A 24,521-nucleotide genomic window follows, 5' to 3' on the forward strand; every position below is an offset into this window, starting at 1 on the left:
GCGTTGGGCAAGCGCGTTATGGTTGGGCCCGTTCAACGCGGGCCGAAATGCCGTCCCACGCACCGCCAACCAGCGCCACGCCCAGCACACGATCCGGGTTCGTTGGTGGCGGCATCGCAACGTCTGGCAACCGTTCGAACCCAAACCGGCTGTAATAAGGGGCATCCCCCACCAACAGCACACGTTCCCACCCCAACCCGCGCGCGCGTTCCAATGCATCCTGTATCAGCAATGCGCCCAGACCTTCGCCCTGATGCGTCGGGTGAACGGCCACCGGCCCCAGCAAAAGCGCCATCGCATCGCCCACCTTTACAGGCCAGAAACGGATCGCCCCGGCGACGATGTTGTTTTCATCCCGCGCCACAACGCACAGCTGCGCAACAGGGTCGATACCATCCCGCAAGCGATAGGATGACAGCGCCTCGCGCCCCGGCGCAAAGCACAGATCATACAACGCTTCGACTTCCCACCAGTCTTCTGCCTGTTCCTGCTCTAGCCGGATCACGCCTTGCCTCACATATTCTTGCTGGAAACGCTGCTAGCACGCGGTTACGACTTGGGCAAACACCAGCATCGGGAGCTTTGATGTTCTATCGTCCAGAAGATGGCCACGGCCTACCGCATAACCCGTTCAACGCGATCGTGACCCCACGGCCCATCGGCTGGATTTCCACGCGCGGATCGGATGGTTCCGAAAACCTTGCGCCCTATTCTTTCTTCAATGCAGTCGCATATGTGCCGCCTCAGGTGATGTTTTCGTCGACCTCGGCCAAACCGGATCGCGGCGATACGAAGGACAGCGTGGCCAACATTCGCGAAACCGGCGTGTTCTGTGTGAACATCGTTGAATACGCGATGCGCGATGTGATGAACAAAACCTCTGGCCCGTGGGAGAAGGAGGTCGATGAATTCGACCTTGCCGGGATTGAGCGCGCGGAATGCGACACCATCCCCTGCCCGCGCGTTGCGGCTGCCCCTGCCAACCTAGAATGTAAGCTGACCCAGATCGTGCAGCTGCCAGGTGAAGCGAATTTCGCCGTTTTCGGAGAGGTCACAGGCATTCATATGCGCGATGACTGCATCAAGGATGGCATGTTCGATGTGCTAAGCTTTCAGCCGCTTACGCGCCTTGGCTATCGCGATTATTCTCGCATCACAGAGGTGTTCAGCCTGAAACGCCCGGGCGAATAAACGCTGCGCCGATCTCTTGCACGAAACGGTCAATCTCTGCTTTGGCGCCATTGGCCTTTACGGTGCTGTCTTTCAGCACCAACGTGGCGGCGAACGGCACAGGGGCCAGTTCGCTTGCATGAGCGACCGCATTGGTTTGCGGCGCTCCTCCTCCTGAGGTCAGGAACAGCCCGATCTTTTCTGGAAAGCTAGGGCGCGAAGACAGGTAACTGCGCAGTGGCGCACAAATCGTGCTGACCCACACGGGGCCACCGATTAACACGGCGTCGTAACCGGCGGGGGCCTTTGGCATCTCTATCTGTGGGGTGAATTTGCGGGCGCCATCGAACCCGGCGCGCAAATAATTCAGCGTACCAGCCCCGTATCGCGGGCATTTTATTTCGCTAACATCCGCATTCAACTTTTCGGCCAACTGCCGTGCCAACCGTCGTGTCGTGCCGCCAAGGGAATAATAGACAATAAGCGTTTTCATGAATGTGCCCCCGCAAGTAACGATGCAGGGGCACATTCACATTAATCGTCAGGTACCGCCTTGATACGGGTCAAGGCAGGCCCCGTTTTAGTGACCGCCGGCCAAGACGCCCGTGCGCACCGAATAGTTGGTCGCAATCTGGTAATCCGGATCATCATCTGAATCGACAATCAACTGGCCCGCTTTTGTCAGCAGTTCGTGACAGTCACGGCTAAGGTGACGCAACCGGATTTGCTTGCCCGCTGCCTCATACTTAGCGGCGATCGCTTCAATCGCCGTCAAAGCGGATTGGTCAGCCACGCGGCTATCGGCAAAGTCGATTGCGACCCGCGCTGGGTCGTTGATCGGGTCGAAAAGCTCTGCAAACCCATCGGTGGAACCAAAGAAAAGCGGCCCCTGAATTTGGTAAACCTTTTCGCCTTCGGGCGAGAGGTAGGTTTTCGCGTGAATGCGCTTTGCGTTTGTCCATGCGTATTCCAGCGCGGACACGATCACACCCACCACAACCGCAATCGCAAGGTCGTAGAAAACGGTGGTAATCGTCACCAGCACGATAACCAGCGCATCAGCCAACGGGATCTTGCGCATGATCGTCAGCGATTGCCACGCGAAGGTGCCGATAACGACCATGAACATCACGCCCACCAAAGCGGCCAGCGGGATTTGTTCGATTAACGGCGATGCAACCACGATGAACGCCAACAAGAACAGCGCAGCAGAGATACCAGAAAGGCGCATCCGCCCGCCCGATTTCACGTTGATCATCGACTGACCAATCATCGCACAACCGCCCATGCCACCGAAGAAGCCGGTGACAACGTTCGCAGTACCCTGAGCGATACATTCCTGCGACGCGCCACCACGTTTGCCGGTGATTTCACCCACAAGGTTCAGTGTCAGAAGGCTTTCGATCAGTCCAATCGCGGCAAGGATAAGCGCATAGGGAAAGATGATTTCCAGCGTCTCAAAGTTCAGCGGAACCGATGGGATATGGAACATCGGCAAGCCGCCCTCGATCGAGGCAAGATCACCTACGCGGGGCACATCAATGCCGAACACGATGACAAGCCCAGCAACGATACCAATACCTGCCAATGGGGCCGGAATTGCGCGGGTCAGCTTGGGCATGATCCAGATGATCGCCATCGTCGCGCCAACAAGGGCCAACATTGTGATCAGGGGCCAGCCGCTCATCCATTCACCACCCGACGTACCGTGGCCAGAAACTTCGGCCGTGCCGGGAACTTTGAACTGGGTCAGCTGCGCCAGGAAAATAACGATGGCCAGACCGTTCACAAAGCCCAACATCACCGGATGCGGAACAAGTCGAATGAACTTGCCCAGCTTAAAGATGCCAGCGAAAAGCTGAAGGATCCCCATCAGGACAACCGTGGCGAACAGGTATTCAACACCATGCTCAGCAACCAGCGCGACCATGACCACGGCCAACGCGCCTGTTGCACCCGAAATCATACCGGGGCGCCCGCCGATCAGCGCAGTGATAAGCCCAACGATGAACGCCGCATAAAGGCCCACCAACGGGTGCACACCGGCAACGAAGGCAAAGGCAACAGCCTCTGGCACCAAGGCCAAGGCGACGGTCAGGCCTGCCAGCACCTCTGTTTTGACGCCCGCTGGCGTCAGCCCTTTGGGCGACATCGAAAGACTAGCGGGGGAATATCGCTCCGCAAAGGCGGCAAGAAGGGATCGGGCCACGGTTATTTCCTGTAACAAAGGTCGGTTTTTTTCGCGCTACCGGTCCTTATCGGACTGGGGGCGATGTGAAAACCGCCGCGTTTACGAAATGCCCGTATGCCACATATGAAATGCTTTGCACAGGCGGTTTCCCAAACGGCAAACGCACCGTAAAACGAAAAAGAACGCACACGAACGGAGAGTTTCTGGATGGCACGGATGATCGGGGTAATCGGCGGGTCGGGTGTTTATGACATCGACGGTTTGGAAGACGCCAAATGGCAGGCCATAGAGACACCTTGGGGCACGCCGTCTGACGAGGTTCTGACAGGCACGCTGAACGGCGTCGCCATGGCGTTTCTGCCCCGCCACGGGCGCGGGCACGTGCATTCACCATCCACGGTGCCCTATCGCGCAAATATCGACGCGCTGAAACGACTTGGGGTGACTGATGTCGTCTCAGTCTCGGCCTGCGGGTCCTTCCGCGAGGAATTGGCGCCGGGCGACTTTGTTGTCGTCGATCAATTCATTGACCGCACCTTCGCGCGCGAAAAGTCATTCTTCGGCACGGGCTGTGTGGCCCATGTTTCGGTCGCGCACCCCACCTGCCCCCGCCTTTCGGCCGCTTGCTTGGCCGCGGGGCGCGAAGCGGGCGTGACCATGCACGACGGCGGCACCTATCTGGCAATGGAAGGGCCACAGTTTTCATCCCTCGCAGAATCCAAACTCTATCGCGAGGTCTGGGGCTGCGACGTGATCGGCATGACCAACATGCCCGAAGCGAAATTGGCCCGCGAGGCAGAGCTTTGCTATGCCTCGGTCGCGATGATCACCGATTACGACAGCTGGCACCCCGACCACGGCGCGGTCGAGATTACCGATATCATCGCAACCCTGACAGGTAACGCCGACAAGGCGCGCAGTCTGATTACCCTGCTTGCTGCCAAACTTGGTGCACACGAACCTTGCGCCGACGGCTGCGATCGTGCGCTGGAATACGCCATCATGACAGCCCCGGAAAAGCGTGACCCCGCACTGGTGGCCAAGCTTGATGCGATTGCCGGGCGGGTGCTTTAGCGCCCGTCGGTCATTCTGTCTGGTTTTCCTTCAGGAACGTCCGGATGAAGCCGCGGATTTCGCGCGCGGCGCTTGTATCCATGTCATTGCACAGCTGGACGAACGCATCGCGTTCGTCTTTGTTCAACCGAAGAACCAGCTGACTGTTCTTTTTGTTGGATTTCTTGTCGGCCTTCTTATTCACCGGGCATTTCCTGTGTTCTTGATTTTTGCACGCAAAACGTATATACATTAAATATGCAATCGCGATGCGCACTTTATCCGCACCACGCCAAGAAAGGAAAGAAAAATGATATTGCAGGCAGCAAAAGCAATTTTGGTTCGTGACCAGATGGATTGGAACAAACCTCATCTGCGATGGGTTCCAGAACGAAATTACCGGCTTTTCCGGCTCGTGAAGAAATAAATGCTAAGGCCGCAGTTGCGGCCCTTGGCACACTTGCACCGCGTGCAATCATAAGCCAAACAGCTTTCAAACATGACCTGCTTGAAAGTGCATCCCATGCCAAACCGCCCCGACGTTAAGGATTATATCCGCACTATCGTGGACTTCCCGCATGAAGGGATCATGTTCCGCGATGTGACAACCCTGTTTGCCGACCCCCGCGGGTTCCGCATGGCGATTGACCAAATGCTCCACCCGTTCGCGGGGCAACCCATCGACAAGGTTGTCGGGCTAGAGGCACGCGGCTTCATCCTTGGCGGCGCGATTGCGCATCAGTTGACGGTTGGCTTTGTGCCGATCCGCAAAAAGGGCAAACTGCCCGGCACCACGATCAGCCAAGAATACAAGCTTGAATACGGCGAAGCGATTGTTGAGCTGCACGACGACGCCATTCAACCCGGCGAACGTGTGCTGGTTGTGGACGATCTGCTGGCCACGGGCGGCACTGCCGAGGCTGGGATCAAACTGATCGAACGTCTGGGCGGCGAAATTGTTGGGACCGCCTTTATCGTAGACCTGCCAGAACTGGGCGGGCGCAAAAAGCTGGAAGCAATGGGCATGGATGTCCACGTGCTGTGCGAATTTGAGGGCGCCTAGCGCGCCTTGATTACGCCCCGCGCACGATCACACCGGGGTTCATGATGCCATCGGGGTCAAGCGCGGCTTTGATTGCGCGGATCGCGGCCAGCTTGGCCGGATCTGCGTAACGCTCCATATCTTCGACCTTTAGGCGGCCAACGCCGTGTTCCGCACTGACCGAGCCGCCAAATTCGTGCACCAGATCATGCACACAGCGTTTCACCTGTGGCCTTAGGTGTTCGTAATCCTGACGCGATTTTCCGCGCTGCGGGAACACGTTGTAATGCAGGTTCCCGTCGCCAAGGTGGCCAAATGCATTAACGCGGAAATCGGCGATGTCGGCCAACGCAGCGTTCCCCTTCGCCACGAAATCAGAAATCGCACCAAGTGGGACAGAGATGTCGTGCGACGAAACAGCCCCGATTTTACGGTTGGCCGCTGGAATGCTTTCGCGGATCGCCCAGAAATCCGCGCGCTGCGCTTCGGATTGGGCAATCACACCGTCGCTGACGATACCTGCTTGAAACGCTTCGACGAACAGCTCCTCCAACGCCGTGGCAGGGTCTTGACCGGCCCCCAAACCCAAATCAATCAACACCATCCAGTTTGGCTTGTCGGCAAAGGGCTGTCGAACTTCGGGCATGGTTTCGGCCAAAAACTCTAACCCCATGCGCCCAATCAATTCGAATGCAGAAACCCCGCCCCCAATCCGGCGCGAGGCCATCGCCAAAAGCGACAGCGCGGCAGCAGGGTCTTCCACCACCATCAAGGCCGCCCCTTCGGCCGCCGGGCGCGGGAACAGCTTAAGCGCCGCAGCGGTGATGATACCCAACGACCCTTCGGACCCGATCAGAAGGTTGCGCAGGTCATACCCTGTGTTGTCTTTGCGCAGCCGCGTTAGCCCGTTCAGGATTGAACCGTCGGGCAACACTGCCTCTAGCCCCAAACAAAGATCGCGCGCGTTGCCGTATCGCAGCACGTTCACCCCGCCTGCGTTGGTGGCAAGGTTCCCGCCAATCCGCGCGGACCCTTCCGAGGCAAGCGAAAGCGGGAACAGCCTGCCATGCTGTTCCGCCGCCTGCTGTACGTCCGCCAAAATCGCGCCAGCATCGGCCACAAGCACATTTTCGTCAGGATACACCGCGCGGATATCTTTCATCCGCTCTAGCGACAGAATGACCGGCATCGGCCCGGTTTCCATAATCTGCCCCCCGACCAAGCCTGTACCGCCCCCATAAGGCACAACGCCCACTTTCGCCGCAGCACAGGCGCGCACGACCGTCGCAACCTCTTCGGTGTTGGCGGGGGCCACCAGCAGCCCGCCCTGGCCCGTATACCGCCCGCGAGGCTCTTCCAGATAGGATGCTGTCAGGGGACGAAAGGCCGCCTGCGGAAGCGTTTCGCGCAGGGAAGCCTCAAATTCTGGGGTCACGGAGTTTAGCATGGGCCATTCCTGCCCTCAGCACGTAGACTTCGCAAGCCCCGTTGCGATCCCCGGCTTACTGCGGCGCGCGAAGGTAGGCCGGGTTCAGCACCAGCACCGTGGGGCGCGAAGGCAGGCTGCGCAGCGAAACCTCTAGATAATTGGTATCCAACCGTTCGACCGCAAAGTCCCCGCTGATGCCTGCCAAAAACCGTTCAAGTGATGAACCATCGAACCAATGCATCGGAATAACAACGGAAGACCGCAGGCGTTGCAGCACGCGGATCATGCTGGGCAAATCAAGCGTCCGCCCGCCATCAACGGGGGCCATGACCACATCAAGCCGCCCCAACGCAGCGTATTGCGCGGCATCGGGTTCGTGGTGAAGATGCCCCAAGTGGCCAACGCACAGCCCCGCCACTTCGAACACAAAGATCGAATTGCCGTCTTTGCGAATGTCATCGCCGTAATACCCGCGCGTGTCGGTCGGTACGTTGCGAACCAGCATTTCCCCCAGATCAAGGTGATGATCCGCCGCCACGCCGCCCTGCGCCCAGCCTTGCAACACATGCGGAATGGCCGGGTCCGGAAACGCGGTAAAGTGGGTGTCATGCGCGTTGTTCATCGTAACCACATCGGGGATCACCGCCGCAGAACCAACAAAGCCGGTGAAATCAGTCGCCGCCGTCAGCCCCCCCTGCGTTTCGATCACGAAGGTCGAATGATCGACGTAGTTTATTCGGACAGTGTTATCCCCAAGCGGCGCGCCAAAGCTGGCCAACTGAATATATTCCAAGGCCGGATTGGCATCTGCCAAAGCGATGCAATGGCTTGGCCGCCGATCTTGCGCATGGGCCATGGCGGGTATTGTTAGAACAGCAAAAGCAAGGACGAGACGGATCATCGGCGACACCTCCTGCGCCTAGCGTATCATGATTCCTTGGAAAAAGGTCCGCTGAACCGGTCACATCTGTGCGGGTTAGCCAATATCGGTGCGACCGCGCCGATCTCCGCGCAGGTTGGCGTACAGCACATGATTGCGCCATCGTCCGTTAATCTGCAGGTAACTTTGCGCAACGCCTTCGTATTTGAAACCACAGCTTTCCAGCACCCCGCGCGATGCGGCGTTTTCAGGCAGACACGCGGCTTCGATCCTGCTGAGGTCAAGCTGGGTGAAGGCGTGATGCACGACAGCCTCAATCGCTTCGCGCATGAACCCTTGGCGGGCGAACGGCTCCCCGATCCAATACCCCAACGTCCCCGCCTGAGATGGGCCGCGGCGGATGTTGTCCAGCGTGATCGCGCCAAGCAGAACGTCGTCGTGACGCCGCACCAAAAACAGCGGCACGGCAGTGCCCCCGGTTTGGGCCCGCTGCGCCCAGTAAACGCGGTTGGTAAACGCCTTGCGCGACAGATGGTCAGACGCCCAAGACGGCTCCCACGGTTTAAGGAATTCGTGGCTGGCTTTGCGCAGCGACGTCCAAGGCGCAAAATCGGTATGCTGAGGCAGGCGCAGCGTCATGCGCTCGGTCTCAATCTTGACCTTCCGCCGCCTCGTAAGCATCAGGCGGCAAGCCTGCCTTGCAAGGCCGCAAGATCGGGAGCCCCCGATACAGGACCGTAAAGAGCCAACGCAGGCGTCGCACCCGAGACCAGACCAGCAGCAAAATCCTTTACGTCGCCAGTGGTCACAGCATCAATGCGCGCAATCGTTTCTTCCAAAGCAGGAACACGATCCCAAATTGCGACGAGACGAGCCAAACGTTCAGCGCGCGACGACGGGCTTTCAAGGCCCATCAGCAACCCGGCCTTCATCTGCGCACGTGCCCGCGACACCTCGGCCGGGGTCATATCTTGGGCCGCCCGGCCCATTTCGGCCATGGTCAGGTCTGTCAGTTCGGCGATTTGGCCTTCGCTGGTGCCCGCATAAAGGGTGATCATGCCGGTATCGGCATATGCCCCTGCTTGCGCAAAGATCGTGTAACAAAGGCCGCGCTTTTCGCGCACCTCTTGGAACAGGCGCGAGGACATGCCGCCGCCCATCGCGCTGGCATAAATTTGCGCGGTATAGATGCCCGGATCGCGATAACCGGGGCTTTCGAAAGCAAGTGCAAAATGCGCTTGTTCTAACGGGCGCACCTCGCGCCGCTCGCCGCCGGAAAACGCGGCGGGGCTGGCGGGTTGGTTTTCCGCAGAAGGTAGATGCCCAAACAACGCCTCTGCAAGGCGCACAATCTCGTCGTGGTCAACGGCGCCCGCCGCCGAAAGGATCAACTGGTTTGGCGAATAGTGTTCGCGCACGAAACCATAAAGGTCTTCCTGCGAAAAGCTGCTGACGCGTTCGGTCGGGCCAAGGATCGTGCGGCCCAACGCCTGATCAGGGAACGCGGCCTCTTGCAACCAATCAAAGACCACATCGTCGGGCGTGTCCATGACCTGACCGATCTCTTGCAAGATCACACCGCGTTCGACCTCAATCTCGGTCGGATCAAAGACTGGGTTCAGCACGATATCTGCCAACACATCCAGCGCCAGAGGCACGTCGGCCTCTAGAACGCGGGCGTAATAGGCGGTCATCTCGCGGCTGGTATAGGCGTTGATATACCCGCCAACATCTTCGATTTGTTCGGCGATTTGCAGCGAAGTCCGCCGTTTGGTGCCCTTGAACGCCATGTGTTCAAGGAAATGGGCGATGCCGTTTTGCTCCAGCCGTTCGTGTCGCCCACCCGCAGAAACCCAAATACCAAGGGCAGCAGATCTTAGCCCAGGCATGGCTTCGGTGACGATGCGGAATCCGTTGGACAGCCGGTGCAATTCTACGCTCAAACGCTGCGCCTTTCTTTAATAAGCGCCTCAATCGCCGACAAATCATTGGCAACACGAGACAATCGTTCTGAACGCTCATACAGGTCCGCCATCCGTTTTGGAAGGGGTGGCCGTTCCCCAGTTGCGGCCTCAACGGCATCCGGGAACTTTGCCGGGTGTGCCGTTGCCAGAGTAATCATTGGGGTTGCGCCCGAAATTTGCTCTTCTGCGACCTTCACACCGACGGCAGAGTGGGGGCACAGAACTTCGCCAGTGGTGGCAAAAGTGGCACGGATTGTCGCGGTTGTCTCTTCCTCGGAGGCGCGACCCGAGGCGAATGTTTCACCCAGTTTCTGCATCGCCCCTTGGCTGATCTGGAACCCGCCCTGCGATTTCAGCTCTTCCATCAACTGCGCTACGGCGTTGCCGTCACGGTCGTAAACATCAAACAGCGCCCGTTCAAAGTTGGACGAGACCTGAATATCCATCGATGGGCTGATCGAAGGGGTGACCCCATCTTTGACATAGCCGCCCGTAGAAAGCGCACGGTGCAGAATGTCGTTCTGGTTCGTCGCAACAACAAGCTGATCAATCGGCAGCCCCATGCGACGCGCGATATAGCCAGCAAAGATGTCACCAAAGTTGCCGGTCGGCACGGTGAAGCTGACCTTGCGATGCGGCGCGCCCAGCGACACGGCAGAGGTGAAGTAATAGACTACCTGCGCCAACACCCGCGCCCAGTTGATAGAGTTCACACCGGCCAGCCCGACACTGTCGCGGAAGTCGAAATCGTTGAACATGTCTTTGACCGCAGCTTGGCAGTCGTCAAAATCGCCATCCACGGCCAAGGCATGCACGTTGGATTCGATTGGCGTTGTCATCTGACGGCGCTGCACTTCGGACACGCGGCCATGGGGGAACAGGATGAACACATCCACATTGTCCAAGCCCCGGAACGCCTCGATCGCGGCAGATCCCGTATCGCCCGAAGTGGCGCCAACGATGGTGACACGGTCGCCCGACCGTTCAAGCGCGGCCTGAAACAGCTGACCGATCAACTGCATCGCGAAATCTTTGAACGCCAGCGTGGGGCCGTGGAACAGCTCCAACAGGAAATGGTTCGCGCCCAGCTGTACCAGCGGCGCGCGGGCCGCGTGGCCGAACCCTTCGTAGGCGCGGGCGATAATGGCGCGGAATTCTTCGTCGGTGAACGCATCCCCGATGAAGGGGCGCATGATGGTAAAGGCCACCTCTTCATAGCTTTGCCCAGCCAGCGCGGCGATCTGATCGGCGCTGAGTGTCGGGATCGTTTCGGGCACGTAAAGGCCACCGTCGCGGGCAAGCCCTGTAAGCATTGCCTCTTCGAAACTTAGAACTGGGGCCTTACCCCGTGTAGAAACATAGCGCATGTGCCCTGCCCTCAATCGGTTTTCCGCCTGATACGCCACAGAAGCAGCGCTGTCATCCCTAGCCATACGAAGGCCAGCGAAAACCAGGTGATTGCGTAACTAAGATGATCGTTCGGAATGCCCGCTGAATTTACCGGCATCGGGGTAATCGCCGCAGATCGAGGCGTGATATCCCGTGCGATTATCAGAACAGGCTCGGTTCCCAGCGCGTTGGCCATCGCTGCCACGTCGCGTGCAAACCACAGATTGTTTTCAAGGTCCGGCGCAGGCGTGAACCCATCGATTTCATCCGGCCAATGAATGTTGCCGACCACGGTTACCGCCCCATCCGGTCGCGTCCCCGCGTCGGTCTGAAGCGGCAGGAACCCGCGATCCACCAACACGCGGCGGCCGTCGGTTTCAAATGCGCTGACAAGGCGGTGCCCGGCCCCAACCAACTTGACGCTGGCCAAGACGCGCAGTTCTTCACCGATGAAGGTTCCAACGGCCTCTACCGGCAGATAACGGTCGGCGTCAGGGTCAGGCATAGCTGGGATCGCAACCGGGGCAGAGCCGATGCGGCTATCAATATCCGCAAGCACCGCCTCTTTCCATTCAAGGCGCTGCAATTGCCACACACCCAGACCAATCAAAATGGCCATGCCGAAGATGCCAAACAAAAAGGGCAGGATCATACGCCGTGTCATCATGGGCCTTCTTAGAAAGTGAAAAGCGCGGAGGAACCCCCGCGCTTTACGTGATCGTTTTTTCGACAGATTGCAATCCGCCGCAGGTCAAGAACTGGCGTTAGCCGCCCCAGATGTAAACCGCTGCGAACAAGAACAACCAGACAACGTCAACAAAGTGCCAGTACCAAGCCGCAGCTTCGAAACCGACGTGCTGTTCCGGCGTGAAGTCGCCCTTCATCAGGCGCACCAAGCAGATGAACAGGAAGATTGTCCCGATGATAACGTGTGCACCGTGGAAACCCGTCGCCATGAAGAAGTTCGCGCCATAGATGTTGCCCGAGAAACCGAAGGCAGCGTGGCTGTACTCATAGGCTTGGAAATATGTGAACACCATGCCCAGCAGGATCGCGATGATCAGGCCGTTGCGCATGTCTTTGCGGTTGTTTTCATGAACCAGCGCGTGGTGAGCCCAAGTTGCGGCACAGCCGGAACACAGCAGGATCAGCGTGTTGATCAGCGGCAGGTGCCAAGGATCAAACGTTTCGATCGAGGGGGGCGGCCACTGACCTTCGGAGAAAGTCGACATGGGGTACATCGCGTGCTTGAAGAAGCTCCAGAACCATGCGGCGAAGAACATGACTTCGGACATGATAAACAGGATGAAGCCATACCGCAGGCCGATGCGGACAACCGGCGTGTGATCACCCGCGCGGCTTTCGGACACAACTTCCGACCACCATGCGAACATCACATAGGCAACCAGCGCCAAGCCAATCAGGAACGCCCAAGGGCCCTGGTCCTGAAACAACATCACCGCGCCATACAGCATTACGAAGGCGCCAACAGCGCCCAGCAACGGCCATATAGACGGGTTGATAATATGGTAATCGTGGTTCTTTTCGTGCGCCATTCGTTTTACGCTCCCTCGTCCTGACGACCAGTTATTGCTTTGCAGAGTTGGAGTTTCCCAAAACCAACGCTGCCTGTGTTTGAAGTTCCGCTTCGTCCGGTAGTTCGGCTTCGTGGAACGTGTAGCTTAGAGTTATCGTGTGGACAAACTTTCCGTCCCGATCATTCACAATCTCGGGGTCCACATAAAAGGTAACGGGCATTTGCACCCGCTCACCGGGCTGCAGAACCTGCATTTCAAAGCAGAAGCAGTCGATCTTGGTAAAAAAGCCGCCTGCCGAATACGGCGCGACGTTATAGCTTGCGGTGCCCGCGATTGGGCGGTCGGTGGGGTTATATGCCTCGTAAAAGGCAAGGCCCGTTTCACCGATCTTAAGCTCCATCTGGCGCACGACGGGTTTGAATTCCCACGGGAACTCACGTGCTTTGGACGCGTCAAACCGAATCTTGATGGTGTCGTCCAGCACTTCGGATGACCCGGAATCGGCCACCGCGACTTCACCGCCAAAGCCAGTCACCCGGCAGAAAAAATCATAGAAAGGTACGGACGCCCAAGCGAGCGATCCCATCAGAACAACGACGCCCAGCAACTGAGCGACCGTTTTGGAGTTCCCTTCCAGCTTCACTGGCCATCCTCCGGCACCAGCAATGATGGGCGCGTGGCGTGATCAAACGCCTCCATCTTGCCACCTTCCGACACTTTTACGATGGTCAGCCCGAAAACGATCGCAACAAAGGCGATCAACACAGCCAACAGGCCCATGTTGCGCCCAAAGCGGCGCTTGTGCAGTTCATGCTCTTCGCGGAATTCAGTAGCCATTACCAGCCTCCCAGCCCGTATGCGGCCAACCCTTTTTGCGCCATCAGCGCAACAAAGTGCAGGAACAGGTAAACAAGCGACAGCTTGAAGAACGACTTTTCAACGGCATAAGCGTCAGCTTCGGCGACGTCTTCGTCGCGCTTCCAGATGCGCAGTGCACCGCGAATGAAGGCTGCGTTCAGCACAAGGGACGCCGCAAGATAGACCGGCCCCCCGATAGAGGTCGCCGCGATGCCAAGCGCCAGTGGCGCAAGCAAAAGCGTGTAAACCAGAATGTGAACGCGGGTCGATTTGCGCCCGTGCGTCACGGTCAGCATAGGCACGCCTGCGTTCGAATAGTCTTCCTTCATGAACAGTGCCAGCGCCCAGAAATGGGGCGGCGTCCACATGAAGATCAGCGCGAACATCAGGACGCTTTCAAGGCTTACGCCCCCTGTCGCAACAGCCCAACCGATCATCGGAGGGAAAGCACCAGCCGCGCCACCGATAACGATGTTCTGCGGCGTCGAACGCTTCAGCCACATCGTATAAACGACGGCGTAAAAGAAGATTGTGAAGGCCAGAAGGCCAGCCGCAACCCAGTTGGCGGCAAGGCCAAGCATCAAAACCGCGATGCCAGACAGTGCCAGGCCCACGGCCAGCGCTTCGTCTTTGGTCACACGGCCAGATGGAACTGGGCGATTCTGTGTACGGCGCATCACCTGATCGATGTCCGCGTCCCACCACATATTCAGCGAACCAGAGGCACCGCCGCCAATCGCAATGAAAAGGATGGATGTAAACGCAATCATCGGGTGAACCGAAACTGGCGCAACGACCAGCCCGGCCAGTGCCGTGAAAACGACAAGAGACATCACACGCGGCTTCAAAAGAGCCACGTAGTCGCCGAAGCCTGCCTCGCGGGGCTGTTCGAAGACTGCGGTGGTGTCGGTCATCATATTCTCCTGTCAGGTTGGGCTGCCGCGCGGGCAGCCCTGCCTAAGAAGCGCTTATTCAGCGGCTGCGACGGTCAGGTTACGTGGCGTACCAGCGTATTCTTCGATCGCGCCATCAAGCCACTTTTCATAGTCAGCTTGGCTAACCGCCTTAACAGTGATCGGCATGTAAGCGTGCGCTTGACCACAAAGTTCGGAACACTGGCCGAAGTAGATACCTTCCATGCCTTCGTCGACTTCGAACCACAGCTCGGCCAGACGACCAGGAACCGCATCCTGCTTCACACCGAAGGCTGGGATGGTCCAGGAATGGATAACGTCAGCGCCAGTAACCTGAACAACAACGGTTTTGCCGGTTGGCACAACAACAGCTGTGTCGGTTGCCAGCAAGAACTGCGCAGGCTCATAGCCATAGTCGGCCAGTTCGTCTTTTTGCAGCATATAGCTGTCAAACGCGAAGTCGTGGTCGGTGTATTCATAACCCCAATACCACTGGTAACCAGTCGCCTTGATGGTGATGTCAGCTTCTGGAATTTCCTGCTGCTTGAACAGAACTGGCAGCGAGAACGCGCCAATAAAGACCAGAATCACGATTGGAATCACTGTCCAAGCCACTTCCAACGGCGAGTGGTGCGTAAACGTCGCCGGCTTCGGGTTGGAGCGGCTATTGTAACGCACGATCACGATCGCCAGAAGGGCAACCACAAACAGCGTAATCGCCGTGATGATATAGAGGAGCATGTCGTCCAGCCCCTGCGCGTCGCGTGCCAATTCAGTGGCTGCTGGCTGAAAGCCAAGCCCACCATCGACCGGCTCGCCGATGATCTTCAGACCTTCAATTCCATCTTGCGCCATAGCAGTTGTAGCCGCGACAGTAGCAGCACCTGCGGCCCAGAGGCCGGAAAGCAAATTCGAAATCCGCATGTTCATTCCCTGTACGTATTGCGACCACCTGAGCCGCCGAACGGCAACTGAATTTACAGCATGCCGTTGTGTTCCCGGCCCCAAAAACCATATTAGGTCGGATGAAACAAGCCATTGTTGTTGCGGCATTGGGCCGCGATGCCAACGATCGCAAAGACGCGTCTGGGACATATAAATGAAGCACCCGAGATTTCAGCCTTTCTCCGAAACACTTGAGGAAGAACGCGCATTGGCGATCTTGCGCTCAACAACCGATGGGGCAGATGACGGCGAAATCTTCTTTGAACGCCGCCGATCCGAAGCGATTGTTTTGGACGACGGGCGAATCAAAACTGCCAGCTATGATGCGTCAGAGGGATTCGGCCTTCGCGCTGTTAAGGGCGAAACGGCCGGTTATGCCCATTCAACAGATATCAGCGAAGCATCCCTAAAGCGCGCCGCCGAAACCGCACGATTGGCGGTTGGCGATGGAGGCGGGGTTATGGCCCCTCCTCCGCAGGCCACGAACCAGCGGCTGTATTCGGATGCCGATCCGATGGAAGATGCTGAATTTCCTGTAAAGATCGAAACACTGCGCGAAATTGATGCCTTTGCTCGCGCGCTGGATCCGCGCGTGGTTCAGGTTTCGGCCACCCTGTCGGCATCATTGCAAGAAGTGTACATTCTGCGCCCCGACGGCCAGCTTCTGCATGATACCCGCCCGATGACGCGCATGAACGTGTCCGTCATTGTCGAAGAAAACGGCAAACGCGAAACCGGCAGCCATGGCGGCGGCGGGCGCACTGGCCTGACAGGCCTGATTGACCGCGCCCACTGGGAGGCCACCTCACGCGAAGCCCTGCGCATCGCACTGGTCAACCTAGAGGCCGAAGCCGCCCCTGCGGGTGTCATGGACGTGGCCCTTGGCGCGGGCTGGCCCGGCATTCTTTTGCACGAGGCTGTCGGCCACGGGCTTGAAGGGGATTTCAACCGTAAGGGTTCTTCGGCATTTGCCGGACTTATGGGAAAGCGAGTCGCTTCTAAAGGCGTTACGGTTCTGGATGACGGAACGATTCCCGACCGGCGCGGGTCAATTTCCTTTGATGACGAAGGGACGCCATCGGGCAAAACCACACTGATCGAAGACGGTATTCTGGTCGGCTATATGCAAGACCGCCAGAACGCCCGCCTGATGGGGATGGACCCCACCGGAAATGGCCGGCGCGAAAGCTTTGCGCATATTCCAATGCCGCGGATGACCAACACTTATATGTTGTCGGGTGATGCGGCCCCGGGTGATATCGTGGCCGACCTGAAAGACGGCATCTATGCTGTCGGCTTTGGCGGCGGTCAGGTTGATATCACCAACGGCAAATTCGTGTTCAGCTGCACCGAGGCGTATCGCGTTAAGAACGGAAAGATCGGCGCCCCGGTCAAAGGGGCCACCCTGATCGGCGACGGGCCAACCGCGATGCAAAAGATTCGCGCCATCGGCAACGACATGGCCTTGGACCCCGGCATCGGCAACTGTGGCAAACAAGGGCAATGGGTGCCCGTTGGCGTTGGGCAACCGACACTTCTGATCGGCGGGCTAACCGTTGGCGGCTCTGCCACATGAACCATGCGGTGCGCGACCTTGACCCGACCGAGGTCGCGCAAGCCGCTGAAATTTGGCACACGGGCTGGCACCTTGCCCATTCAGCCCATGTTCCCGCAGAACTAAGCGCGCTGCGCACACTGGACAGCTTTCACCAAAGGATCGTCGCATTTGGCGATGCGGTGCGCACCGCTGGCCCACTTGGTGCGCCATTGGGCCTTTGCGTAACTGTTGCAGACGAACTGTATCAGATTTTTGTTTCCCAAGCGGCGATGGGCACCGGCTTGGCCCAGAAACTTCTGACAGACGGCGAGTCACGCATCGCAGCAGCTGGCCACGCCGAGGCGTTTTTACACTGCATACCCGAAAACAGCCGTGCGCGGCGTTTTTATACCCGTGCCGACTGGCGTGACTGCGGCAACGTGATTGCGCAACTTGAAACCTTGAATGGGCATTTCCCGTTAGAGGTTACAAAGTACTGTAAACGTGTGACCGCCCCTGCCTGATTTTTCTGCCGTTCCGGCGCATTTGAAATAACTTTGCGGCGATTCATTCACCGTTAACCATCATGCGCGAAGACTCAGCTTGTAAATGAGCGGAGCTTCGAAACCAGTGGATACCCTTTCTTCCACCCTCACCCTCGCACCACCCAGCACGGAAGATGATCTGGTGGCGTGGCTTCAGCTCATTCGGTCGCGCCGCGTTGGCGCGACCACCTTTTTCCGACTGATGGCGGAACATGGCACCGCACAAGCCGCAATGGATGCCCTGCCCGATGTCGCCCGCTCGGCCGGCGTAGAACGCTATGCCGCCTTCCCCATCGAAGCCGCCCAAAAAGAAATCGCCGCCGGACGTGCATGCGGCGCAACGCTGATTGCCTTCGGCGCTGACGATTATCCCACAGGGTTGATGGATATTTCTGACCCACCCCCATTGTTATGGGCACGCGGGCGCCTGGATCTTTTGCGCAAACCGCTGGTCGCGTTGGTCGGGGCGCGAAACGCATCCTCTCTTGGTACGCGGATGGCCCGCAAGCTGGCCGCCGATTTGGGCGAAGCTGGGCATGTAACCGTCTCTGGTCTGGCGCGGGGCGTTGACACCGCCGCACATCACGCCGCCCTTGAAGACGGAACCGTCGCGGTGGTCGCGGGCGGGGTCGATGTCGTCTATCCCGTGGAAAATACCGATCTTGCGGCCAAAATCGTTGATCAAGGCCTTACCTTGTCCGAACAACCAATCGGGCTGCACCCGCAGGCGCGTCACTTCCCGCGGCGCAATCGCATCATATCCGGTATTTCCCGCGCCGTTGTGGTTGTCGAAGCTGCGGCGCGATCGGGCAGCCTAATCACCGCCAAGAACGCGCTGGATCAGGGGCGCGAGGTTCTGGCGATTCCCGGCCATCCCTTTGATGCGCGTGCATCGGGTTGCAACATGTTGATCCGTGACGGCGCGACTTTGGTCCGCAATGCTGATGACGTGATCGAGGCCATTGGCCCTGTGGCGGAACCAGTTGAAGAACAGCCTGAGCTATTCCCCGAAATCCCCACGACACCACCGCACAGGGCTGCAGATATACCGAAACTGCACCAAGAAATTCTTGCCCGCCTTGGCCCGTCGCCCATTGCCGAAGATCAGCTGATCCGCGACTTGGACCTTCCGGCGGGGACAGTTACCCCCGAATTGCTGAACCTAGAACTGGACGGTGAAATTACCCGACTGGCTGGTGGCCTTCTGTCGCGCAACGTCTGACGGCGGCATCACCGGCAAACTTCGGGAATAACGGGTGAAAACCGCGCGCAAAGGATCGGGTCGGCGTACCACGCCTCTGTCGCGCCAATTTCCCAGTGCAGCGCGACCCACATATGACCCGACTTTACGTAAAGCACCTGCATGGAAACGCCGTCCATGTCGTCGATATAGTCGCCATCCCTTGTGGCCATCGGTGTTTCGGCTGGGTCAATCACGCGCCCGCCGGGGCGCTGCGGGGCAAGGACGGCAAAGGCGATATCCCGCCAGATCCGCAGATCATTAACGACGAACTGAACCGGCGCGCCCAGCTTCCATTCCGCATGCGGGCGAATTGCACTTAGCAGATCATCGCGCGCTTGTGTGCCGCGCGCTGGCGTCTGCCAGCTTTGCGCCGAAACCGGCACGGCCAGCACGATTGTAAAAAGGACCGCAAAGCGCCACATACGCATATTCTCCTGTCATGAGCCGCCGCAACTGTCGTCTTGACGCCAATTTTGGTCAAGGCTAGGGCCGATGCATTGACAAAGTTGTAATCCGCACCACATCTTGCGCCGCCAAGGGCCCCCGCCCGACTCGAAAGGAATTTAATGCCAGTCGTCGTTGTTGAGTCCCCTGCCAAAGCCAAGACAATCAACAAATATCTTGGCAGTGATTTCACTGTTTTGGCGTCGTATGGACACGTCCGCGATCTGCCGCCGAAAGACGGTTCGGTCGATACCGAGCATGATTTCGAGATGAAATGGGAAATCGCCACGGACAGCCGCAAGCATGTAAAAGCGATTGCTGATGCGCTGAAAGAAGACAACACACTGATCCTCGCGACCGACCCTGATCGCGAAGGGGAAGCAATCAGTTGGCACTTGGAAGAGGCATTGCGCAAACGCAAAGCCATCAAGAAAGACACCGCCGTCAGCCGCGTTGTGTTTAACGCCATCACCAAATCCGCCGTGACCGAGGCGATGAAAAACCCGCGCGACGTCGATCTGGAACTGGTCCATGCCTATCTGGCGCGCCGCGCGCTGGATTATCTGGTTGGCTTTAACCTGTCGCCTGTTCTGTGGCGCAAACTGCCCGGTGCGAAATCGGCCGGTCGTGTGCAATCTGTTTGCCTGCGCCTGATCGTTGAGCGCGAGATGGAGATTGAGGCGTTCAAGGCCCGCGAATACTGGACGGTCAAAGCGATCCTCACGACACCGCGCGGCCAAACATACGAAGCACGCCTGACAGTTCTGGGCGGCAAGAAGCTTGATAAATACGACCTAGAGAACGAAACCGCAGCCGAGCTGGCCGTTCAGGCGATCAATTCGCGCGACCTGACTGTGACATCGGTTGAGGCTAAGCCCGCCTCTCGCAATCCGTCGGCGCCGTTCATGACTTCGACCCTGCAACAGGAAGCGAGCCGTAAGTTCGGCTTTGGCGCACGCCAAACCATGAGCACCGCACAGCGCCTGTATGAAGCAGGTTACATTACTTATATGCGAACCGACGGCATCGACATGGCCCCCGAAGCCGTGACCGCCGCCCGCGAGGCGATCAAAGATCGTTACGGCGACGAATATGTGCCCGAAAGCCCACGCATCTATAAGAACAAAGCCAAGAACGCGCAGGAAGCCCACGAATGTATTCGCCCAACGGATATGACGCGCGATGCGGCCAGCCTGAAGGTTTCAGAACCCGACCAGCGCAAGCTGTACGATCTGATCTGGAAGCGGACGCTGGCCAGCCAGATGGCTGCCGCCCGCATGGAACGCACAACCGTTGATATCGGCAGTGCCGATGCGCAGGTTGAACTGCGCGCCACGGGTCAGGTTGTTTTGTTCGACGGCTTTATGAAGGTCTATGAAGAAGGCCGTGATGATGTTGTCGTCGATGATGACGACAAGCGCCTGCCTCAGATCGCACAAGGCGAACCGGCGGCCAAGGAAAGCGTCACGCCGGAACAGCACTTCACCCAGCCCCCGCCCCGCTATACCGAAGCGACTTTGGTAAAACGGATGGAAGAATTGGGCATCGGGCGTCCGTCCACCTATGCCTCCATCGTGACGACGATTCAGGATCGTGGTTACGTGCGTAAAGACAAAAACCGCCTGTTCCCCGAAGATAAGGGACGGCTGGTTACGGCGTTCCTGTCGAACTATTTCCGCAAATACGTCGGCTATGAATTCACCGCCAACCTGGAAGGTGAATTGGACGATGTGTCCGCAGGTGATCGCGACTATATCGACGTGCTAAGCCGGTTCTGGCGCGACTTTTCCGCCGCGATTGCGGAGACCGCCGACCTTCGGATTTCTGAGGTGTTGGACAAGATCGATGAGGTGTTGGAGCCTCACCTCTTCCCACCAAAGGAAGATGGCACCGACCCGCGCCTTTGCCCAAAATGCGGCACTGGGCGTTTGAACCTGAAAACGGCCCGCTCTGGCGGTGCGTTCATCGGTTGCAACAACTACCCCGAATGCCGTTTCACCCGCCCCCTGACAGCGCCAAACGGCGAAGACGGCGAAGGGCAGTTGGAAGATACGGTTCTGGGTACGGACAATGGCGACGAAATCTCGCTGCGCAATGGGCGCTTCGGCCCCTATGTGCAACGCGGCGAAGCGACCGAAGAGGTTAAGAAACCCCCGCGCGCATCCCTGCCAAAGGGGTGGGAACCCGCCAGTATCGATTTGGAAAAGGCGCTGTTGTTGCTCAGCCTGCCGCGCGAAGTTGGGAAGCACCCAGAAGACGGGGAACTGGTTGAAGCCGGGATCGGCCGTTATGGCCCGTTCGTTAAACACGGCCGCGTCTATGCCAACCTTCCCGACGTAGAAGAGGTGTTCACCGTCGGCATGAACCGCGCGGTCGAGGTGTTGGCCGAAAAAGCCGCCAAGGGCCGTGGCCGCGGTGCGACCGCGAAACCATTGAAAGAACTGGGCGAACATCCCGAAAGCGGTGGCCCCGTTAACGTCATGGACGGGCGCTATGGCCCTTATGTGAAATGGGAAAAGGTCAACGCGACCCTGCCCAAAGACACGGAACCTGCGGATGTGACAATGGAGATGGCCGTTCAGCTTATCGCTGAAAAGGCCGCCAAGAAGGGCACTCGCAAGAAGAAGAAATAACCAGACGCGGCCCCCTGTGGGCCGCGTTTTTTTAATGTCCGACGCTAACAGGGGCAATCTGACGTGCTGCATCGCAGCGTTTGATTGACTTGATGAAATTGCCGCGTCACAACAACTTACGATCAAGCTTTGGGGAGAGATTCATGAAGAAAGTCTATGGCAGCGCGGCGGAAGCCCTTGATGGGCTACTGTTTGATGGCATGTTCATTGCCGCCGGTGGGTTCGGGCTGTGCGGAATTCCTGAACTTCTGCTTGAAGCAATCAAAGAAGCCGGCACCAAAGACCTTACCTTTGCTTCGAACAACGCGGGCGTTGATGATTTTGGCATCGGCATCTTGCTTCAGACCAAGCAGGTCAAGAAAATGATCTCGTCGTATGTGGGCGAAAATGCAGAATTTATGCGCCAGTATCTGTCTGGCGAGCTTGAGCTTGAATTCAACCCACAAGGCACGCTGGCCGAACGTATGCGCGCGGGCGGGGCCGGCATTCCGGGGTTCTATACCAAGACTGGTGTTGGCACCGTGATCGCCGAGGGCAAAGAGCACAAAGACTTCAACGGACAGACCTATATCCTTGAAGAAGGTATCGTGGCCGACGTTTCGATCGTGAAAGCGTGGAAAGCCGATGAGACCGGAAACCTTGTGTTCCGCAAGACCGCGCGCAACTTCAACCCACCTGCGGCGACATGCGGCAAGGTTTGCGTGGTAGAGGTCGAAGAGATCGTGCCAACCGGCAGCCTTGACCCTGATCACATCCACCTGCCCGGCATTTATGTGCACCGGATTATCCAAGGTGAGCACGAAAAACGCATTGAGCAGCGCACAACCCGCGCGGCTTAAACAAATGGGTGCCCGCAATGCCAAAAAACAAGCCTCCCCTTACGAGGGGTTGGCCGACCGTGCGTTCTGGCGCACGGGCGTGGCAGATGCGGGCAGCTATCCCCCACCAGAGATTTACACCCCCCGTTTCAAGATTTCGAAGAAGCTTCCCATCTTCACGGCCGGAAGCTGTTTTGCACAGCACGTAGGGCGCACACTTTCGGCGAATGGCTTTAACGTCATTGATACGGAGCCGGTGCCCCGGCGCACATTGCCCCAAGTTGCTCAGAAATACGGCTATACCCTGTATTCCGCGCGATATGGCAACATCTATACCGTCCAACAGTTTCTACAGCTTTTGCTGGAGTGCCGTGGTGAGTTCACCCCTGCCGATCCTGTTTGGGAAAAGGACGGCCGGTATTATGATGCGATGCGTCCGGGAACAGAACCTGACGGGTTGGCAACGCCAGAGCTGGTCCAGAAATCACGCGCCTACCACCTTAAGGCCGTGCGCGACGCGCTGGAACAAGCGGGCTTGGTTGTCTTTACGCTTGGGCTGACCGAAAGCTGGCAACACACCGAAAGCAAAACAGTCTATCCAACGGCCCCCGGAACCATCGCGGGCCAGATGGATCATGATGTCTATTCATTCGTAAACTACCGTGCCGCCGAAATTCGCGACGCTTTCATCGCCGCGCGCGATATCCTGCGCGGGATCAATCCGGATATGAAATTCCTTCTGACGGTATCGCCAGTTCCGTTGACGGCAACGGCAAGCGGCAACCACGTACTGCCTGCGACGGTGTATTCAAAGTCTGTCCTGCGCACTGTCGCGGGCGAACTTTCCGAAGATTTCGAAGATGTCGACTATTTCCCGTCGTATGAGATTGTCACCTCGCACGCGACGGATGAGCCTTTCTTTGAACCCAACCTGCGCAGCGTTTCGCCAGACGGCGTTGAACGTGTCATGAAGACATTCTTATCTGCCCATGGTGCCTTGCGTGGTGATCGCGCCAACAAACGGCGAAAGCTGCGGAACAAGGCAAAAGAAACCGAAGAAGACGTCGTCTGCGAAGAAGCGTTGCTGGAGGCGTTTAACAAATGACCCGCCTCCTTGTTCTTGGCAGTTCGCATACCGGTGCCCTGAAAAGCGGCGTACCGCGTTTTCGCGGCCGTTTCCCTGATGTTGATGTGGAATTCTTTGCTGTTCCTGCTCCGGTGTTCTTAACGGGGCGTGTGAACAAAGAAGGCGTCTATGTTCCGGGGTTTCGCAAAGACAAAGACCGCGAGTTGGCGAATGCGATCAACGGAGCCGAACAAATCGATCTGACAGCGTTTGACCACATCTTAGTGGTTGGGTTCCGCTTCGAATTAATCAGCACTGCCGCGCTTTTACAGACTTATGACCTGTTAGAGGGCACAGACACGGGCAAAGATCGCGCCTGTTCCATGGAATTCGTCGACGCAACGATGGCAGCGACGACCGCACGTATTGCCAAGATGGTGCGCCGTTGCCTTGGCCCAGATCGCAACTTCACCCTGACAGAGGCCCCCTATCCAAGTGCGGCCATCGGTGAACGCGCCGACGATTATGAACCAGCCCGTGTCATCGATAACTTCATACGACACCCAGATGCCGAGGGCTTGTTCCAGAAATGGTTAAAGGGCGTGGAAGACGCCGTTACCCAACTTGGCCACGGCTTTTTAAGCCAGCCTGCCGACACGATCGCCGCCCCCTTTGCCACCAAAGCGCAATATGCGCTGGGTGGGACTTCGGCCGATGGCGAAGAGATGAGCGGCACCGATCACAGACACATGAACGGGGATTTCGGGCTTCGCGTGCTTGAAACCTTCGCAACCCAGAAACTTAACCTTCAGCCCATCGCGGCTTAGGAAATAGATAGAACGCATAGAGGAGAGGACGACAC

The 24,521-nt window shown here is 57.9% G+C and carries 26 protein-coding genes; 10 read left to right on the forward strand and 16 right to left on the reverse strand.

Going from position 1 to position 24,521, the window contains the following annotated elements; translation table 11 throughout:
- Positions 1 to 16: 16 nt before the first annotated feature.
- A complete protein-coding gene (locus tag COL8621_RS11825) occupies positions 17 to 505 on the reverse strand; it encodes a GNAT family N-acetyltransferase (RefSeq protein ID WP_093967559.1) in 489 nt (162 codons plus the stop codon).
- An 80-nt stretch (positions 506 to 585) separates the two neighbouring features.
- Here COL8621_RS11825 and COL8621_RS11830 point away from each other — a divergent pair, with 80 nt between their 5' ends.
- Positions 586 to 1,191 carry a flavin reductase family protein gene (locus COL8621_RS11830; RefSeq protein WP_093967560.1) on the forward strand — a complete coding sequence of 202 codons (606 nt, stop codon included), beginning with the start codon at positions 586 to 588 and terminating at the stop codon, positions 1,189 to 1,191.
- Here the strand turns inward: COL8621_RS11830 and COL8621_RS11835 are convergent.
- Together COL8621_RS11835 and COL8621_RS11840 are read right to left on the reverse strand one after the other, a co-directional pair.
- A complete protein-coding gene (locus COL8621_RS11835; protein ID WP_176438486.1) occupies positions 1,166 to 1,663 on the reverse strand; it encodes a flavodoxin in 498 nt (165 codons plus the stop codon). The two genes, COL8621_RS11830 and COL8621_RS11835, sit on opposite strands and share 26 nt — an antisense overlap.
- 87 nt (positions 1,664 to 1,750) lie before the next feature.
- On the reverse strand, positions 1,751 to 3,322 hold the full coding sequence (locus COL8621_RS11840; protein ID WP_093967562.1) for a SulP family inorganic anion transporter: 1,572 nt from the start codon (positions 3,320 to 3,322) through the stop codon (positions 1,751 to 1,753).
- 246 nt (positions 3,323 to 3,568) lie between these two features.
- On the opposite strand from COL8621_RS11840, the gene COL8621_RS11845 reads away from it, so the two are divergent.
- A complete protein-coding gene (locus COL8621_RS11845) occupies positions 3,569 to 4,435 on the forward strand; it encodes an S-methyl-5'-thioadenosine phosphorylase (RefSeq protein ID WP_093967563.1) in 867 nt (288 codons plus the stop codon).
- Positions 4,436 to 4,445: 10 nt separating this feature from the next.
- Here COL8621_RS11845 and COL8621_RS19170 read toward each other — a convergent pair whose 3' ends face one another.
- A complete protein-coding gene (locus COL8621_RS19170) occupies positions 4,446 to 4,619 on the reverse strand; it encodes a hypothetical protein (protein ID WP_176438488.1) in 174 nt (57 codons plus the stop codon).
- A 318-nt stretch (positions 4,620 to 4,937) separates the two neighbouring features.
- Here COL8621_RS19170 and COL8621_RS11855 point away from each other — a divergent pair, with 318 nt between their 5' ends.
- Positions 4,938 to 5,477 carry an adenine phosphoribosyltransferase gene (locus COL8621_RS11855; protein ID WP_093967565.1) on the forward strand — a complete coding sequence of 180 codons (540 nt, stop codon included), beginning with the start codon at positions 4,938 to 4,940 and terminating at the stop codon, positions 5,475 to 5,477.
- Positions 5,478 to 5,487: 10 nt separating this feature from the next.
- Here COL8621_RS11855 and COL8621_RS11860 read toward each other — a convergent pair whose 3' ends face one another.
- From COL8621_RS11860 to coxB, 11 genes are all read right to left on the reverse strand, one after another.
- On the reverse strand, positions 5,488 to 6,903 hold the full coding sequence (locus COL8621_RS11860; RefSeq protein ID WP_093967566.1) for an FAD-binding oxidoreductase: 1,416 nt from the start codon (positions 6,901 to 6,903) through the stop codon (positions 5,488 to 5,490).
- A 55-nt stretch (positions 6,904 to 6,958) separates the two neighbouring features.
- Complete coding sequence (locus COL8621_RS11865) at positions 6,959 to 7,786, reverse strand: MBL fold metallo-hydrolase (protein WP_093968544.1); 828 nt, start codon at positions 7,784 to 7,786, stop codon at positions 6,959 to 6,961.
- Between the two features lie 75 nt (positions 7,787 to 7,861).
- The gene (locus COL8621_RS11870; protein ID WP_093967567.1) at positions 7,862 to 8,446 is read right to left on the reverse strand and encodes a GNAT family N-acetyltransferase; all 585 of its coding nucleotides are present in this window, start codon (positions 8,444 to 8,446) and stop codon (positions 7,862 to 7,864) included.
- A complete protein-coding gene (locus COL8621_RS11875; protein ID WP_093967568.1) occupies positions 8,446 to 9,708 on the reverse strand; it encodes a M16 family metallopeptidase in 1,263 nt (420 codons plus the stop codon). Before COL8621_RS11875 ends, COL8621_RS11870 begins: the two co-directional genes overlap by 1 nt.
- Complete coding sequence (gene thrC, locus COL8621_RS11880; protein WP_093967569.1) at positions 9,705 to 11,096, reverse strand: threonine synthase; 1,392 nt, start codon at positions 11,094 to 11,096, stop codon at positions 9,705 to 9,707. Before thrC ends, COL8621_RS11875 begins: the two co-directional genes overlap by 4 nt.
- Positions 11,097 to 11,107: 11 nt before the next feature.
- Positions 11,108 to 11,782: an SURF1 family protein gene (locus COL8621_RS11885; RefSeq protein WP_093968545.1), complete on the reverse strand. Its 675-nt coding sequence runs from the start codon at positions 11,780 to 11,782 to the stop codon at positions 11,108 to 11,110.
- A 100-nt stretch (positions 11,783 to 11,882) separates the two neighbouring features.
- The gene (locus tag COL8621_RS11890) at positions 11,883 to 12,674 is read right to left on the reverse strand and encodes a cytochrome c oxidase subunit 3 (protein WP_093967570.1); all 792 of its coding nucleotides are present in this window, start codon (positions 12,672 to 12,674) and stop codon (positions 11,883 to 11,885) included.
- A 31-nt stretch (positions 12,675 to 12,705) separates the two neighbouring features.
- Positions 12,706 to 13,299, reverse strand: a complete 594-nt coding sequence (locus COL8621_RS11895; RefSeq protein ID WP_093967571.1) for a cytochrome c oxidase assembly protein — start codon at positions 13,297 to 13,299, stop codon at positions 12,706 to 12,708.
- A complete protein-coding gene (locus tag COL8621_RS11900) occupies positions 13,296 to 13,493 on the reverse strand; it encodes a cytochrome c oxidase system small membrane protein (RefSeq protein WP_093967572.1) in 198 nt (65 codons plus the stop codon). Before COL8621_RS11900 ends, COL8621_RS11895 begins: the two co-directional genes overlap by 4 nt.
- On the reverse strand, positions 13,493 to 14,428 hold the full coding sequence (cyoE, locus tag COL8621_RS11905; RefSeq protein ID WP_093967573.1) for a heme o synthase: 936 nt from the start codon (positions 14,426 to 14,428) through the stop codon (positions 13,493 to 13,495). Before cyoE ends, COL8621_RS11900 begins: the two co-directional genes overlap by 1 nt.
- Before the next feature lie 54 nt (positions 14,429 to 14,482).
- Positions 14,483 to 15,352: a cytochrome c oxidase subunit II gene (coxB, locus tag COL8621_RS11910; protein WP_093968546.1), complete on the reverse strand. Its 870-nt coding sequence runs from the start codon at positions 15,350 to 15,352 to the stop codon at positions 14,483 to 14,485.
- Positions 15,353 to 15,527: 175 nt separating this feature from the next.
- On the opposite strand from coxB, the gene tldD reads away from it, so the two are divergent.
- The 3 genes from tldD (at position 15,528) to dprA (ending at position 18,677) form a co-directional block, all read left to right on the forward strand.
- Positions 15,528 to 16,949, forward strand: coding sequence for a metalloprotease TldD (gene tldD, locus COL8621_RS11915; protein ID WP_093967574.1), 1,422 nt, complete (start codon positions 15,528 to 15,530; stop codon positions 16,947 to 16,949).
- A complete protein-coding gene (locus COL8621_RS11920) occupies positions 16,946 to 17,434 on the forward strand; it encodes a GNAT family N-acetyltransferase (RefSeq protein ID WP_176438489.1) in 489 nt (162 codons plus the stop codon). The genes tldD and COL8621_RS11920 overlap by 4 nt, the downstream gene beginning before the upstream one ends.
- A gap of 85 nt (positions 17,435 to 17,519) precedes the next feature.
- Entirely contained in the window at positions 17,520 to 18,677 is a 1,158-nt protein-coding gene (gene dprA / locus COL8621_RS11925; RefSeq protein WP_093967576.1) for a DNA-processing protein DprA, read from the forward strand.
- Between the two features lie 8 nt (positions 18,678 to 18,685).
- Here the strand turns inward: dprA and COL8621_RS11930 are convergent, their stop codons facing one another.
- Positions 18,686 to 19,120, reverse strand: a complete 435-nt coding sequence (locus tag COL8621_RS11930) for a hypothetical protein (protein WP_235823848.1) — start codon at positions 19,118 to 19,120, stop codon at positions 18,686 to 18,688.
- Between the two features lie 144 nt (positions 19,121 to 19,264).
- On the opposite strand from COL8621_RS11930, the gene topA reads away from it, so the two are divergent.
- The 4 genes from topA to COL8621_RS11950 all read left to right on the forward strand — a co-directional run bounded on the left by topA (position 19,265) and on the right by COL8621_RS11950 (position 24,486).
- On the forward strand, positions 19,265 to 21,775 hold the full coding sequence (topA, locus tag COL8621_RS11935; RefSeq protein ID WP_093967578.1) for a type I DNA topoisomerase: 2,511 nt from the start codon (positions 19,265 to 19,267) through the stop codon (positions 21,773 to 21,775).
- 143 nt (positions 21,776 to 21,918) lie between these two features.
- Positions 21,919 to 22,614, forward strand: a complete 696-nt coding sequence (locus tag COL8621_RS11940; protein ID WP_093967579.1) for a CoA transferase subunit A — start codon at positions 21,919 to 21,921, stop codon at positions 22,612 to 22,614.
- Between the two features lie 4 nt (positions 22,615 to 22,618).
- The gene (locus COL8621_RS11945; protein WP_093967580.1) at positions 22,619 to 23,698 is read left to right on the forward strand and encodes a GSCFA domain-containing protein; all 1,080 of its coding nucleotides are present in this window, start codon (positions 22,619 to 22,621) and stop codon (positions 23,696 to 23,698) included.
- Positions 23,695 to 24,486, forward strand: a complete 792-nt coding sequence (locus COL8621_RS11950; protein WP_093967581.1) for a type 2 periplasmic-binding domain-containing protein — start codon at positions 23,695 to 23,697, stop codon at positions 24,484 to 24,486. Before COL8621_RS11945 ends, COL8621_RS11950 begins: the two co-directional genes overlap by 4 nt.
- Positions 24,487 to 24,521 lie beyond the last annotated feature (35 nt).

This window comes from Actibacterium lipolyticum, from assembly GCF_900184935.1.
Taxonomy (GTDB): domain Bacteria; phylum Pseudomonadota; class Alphaproteobacteria; order Rhodobacterales; family Rhodobacteraceae; genus Actibacterium_A; species Actibacterium_A lipolyticum.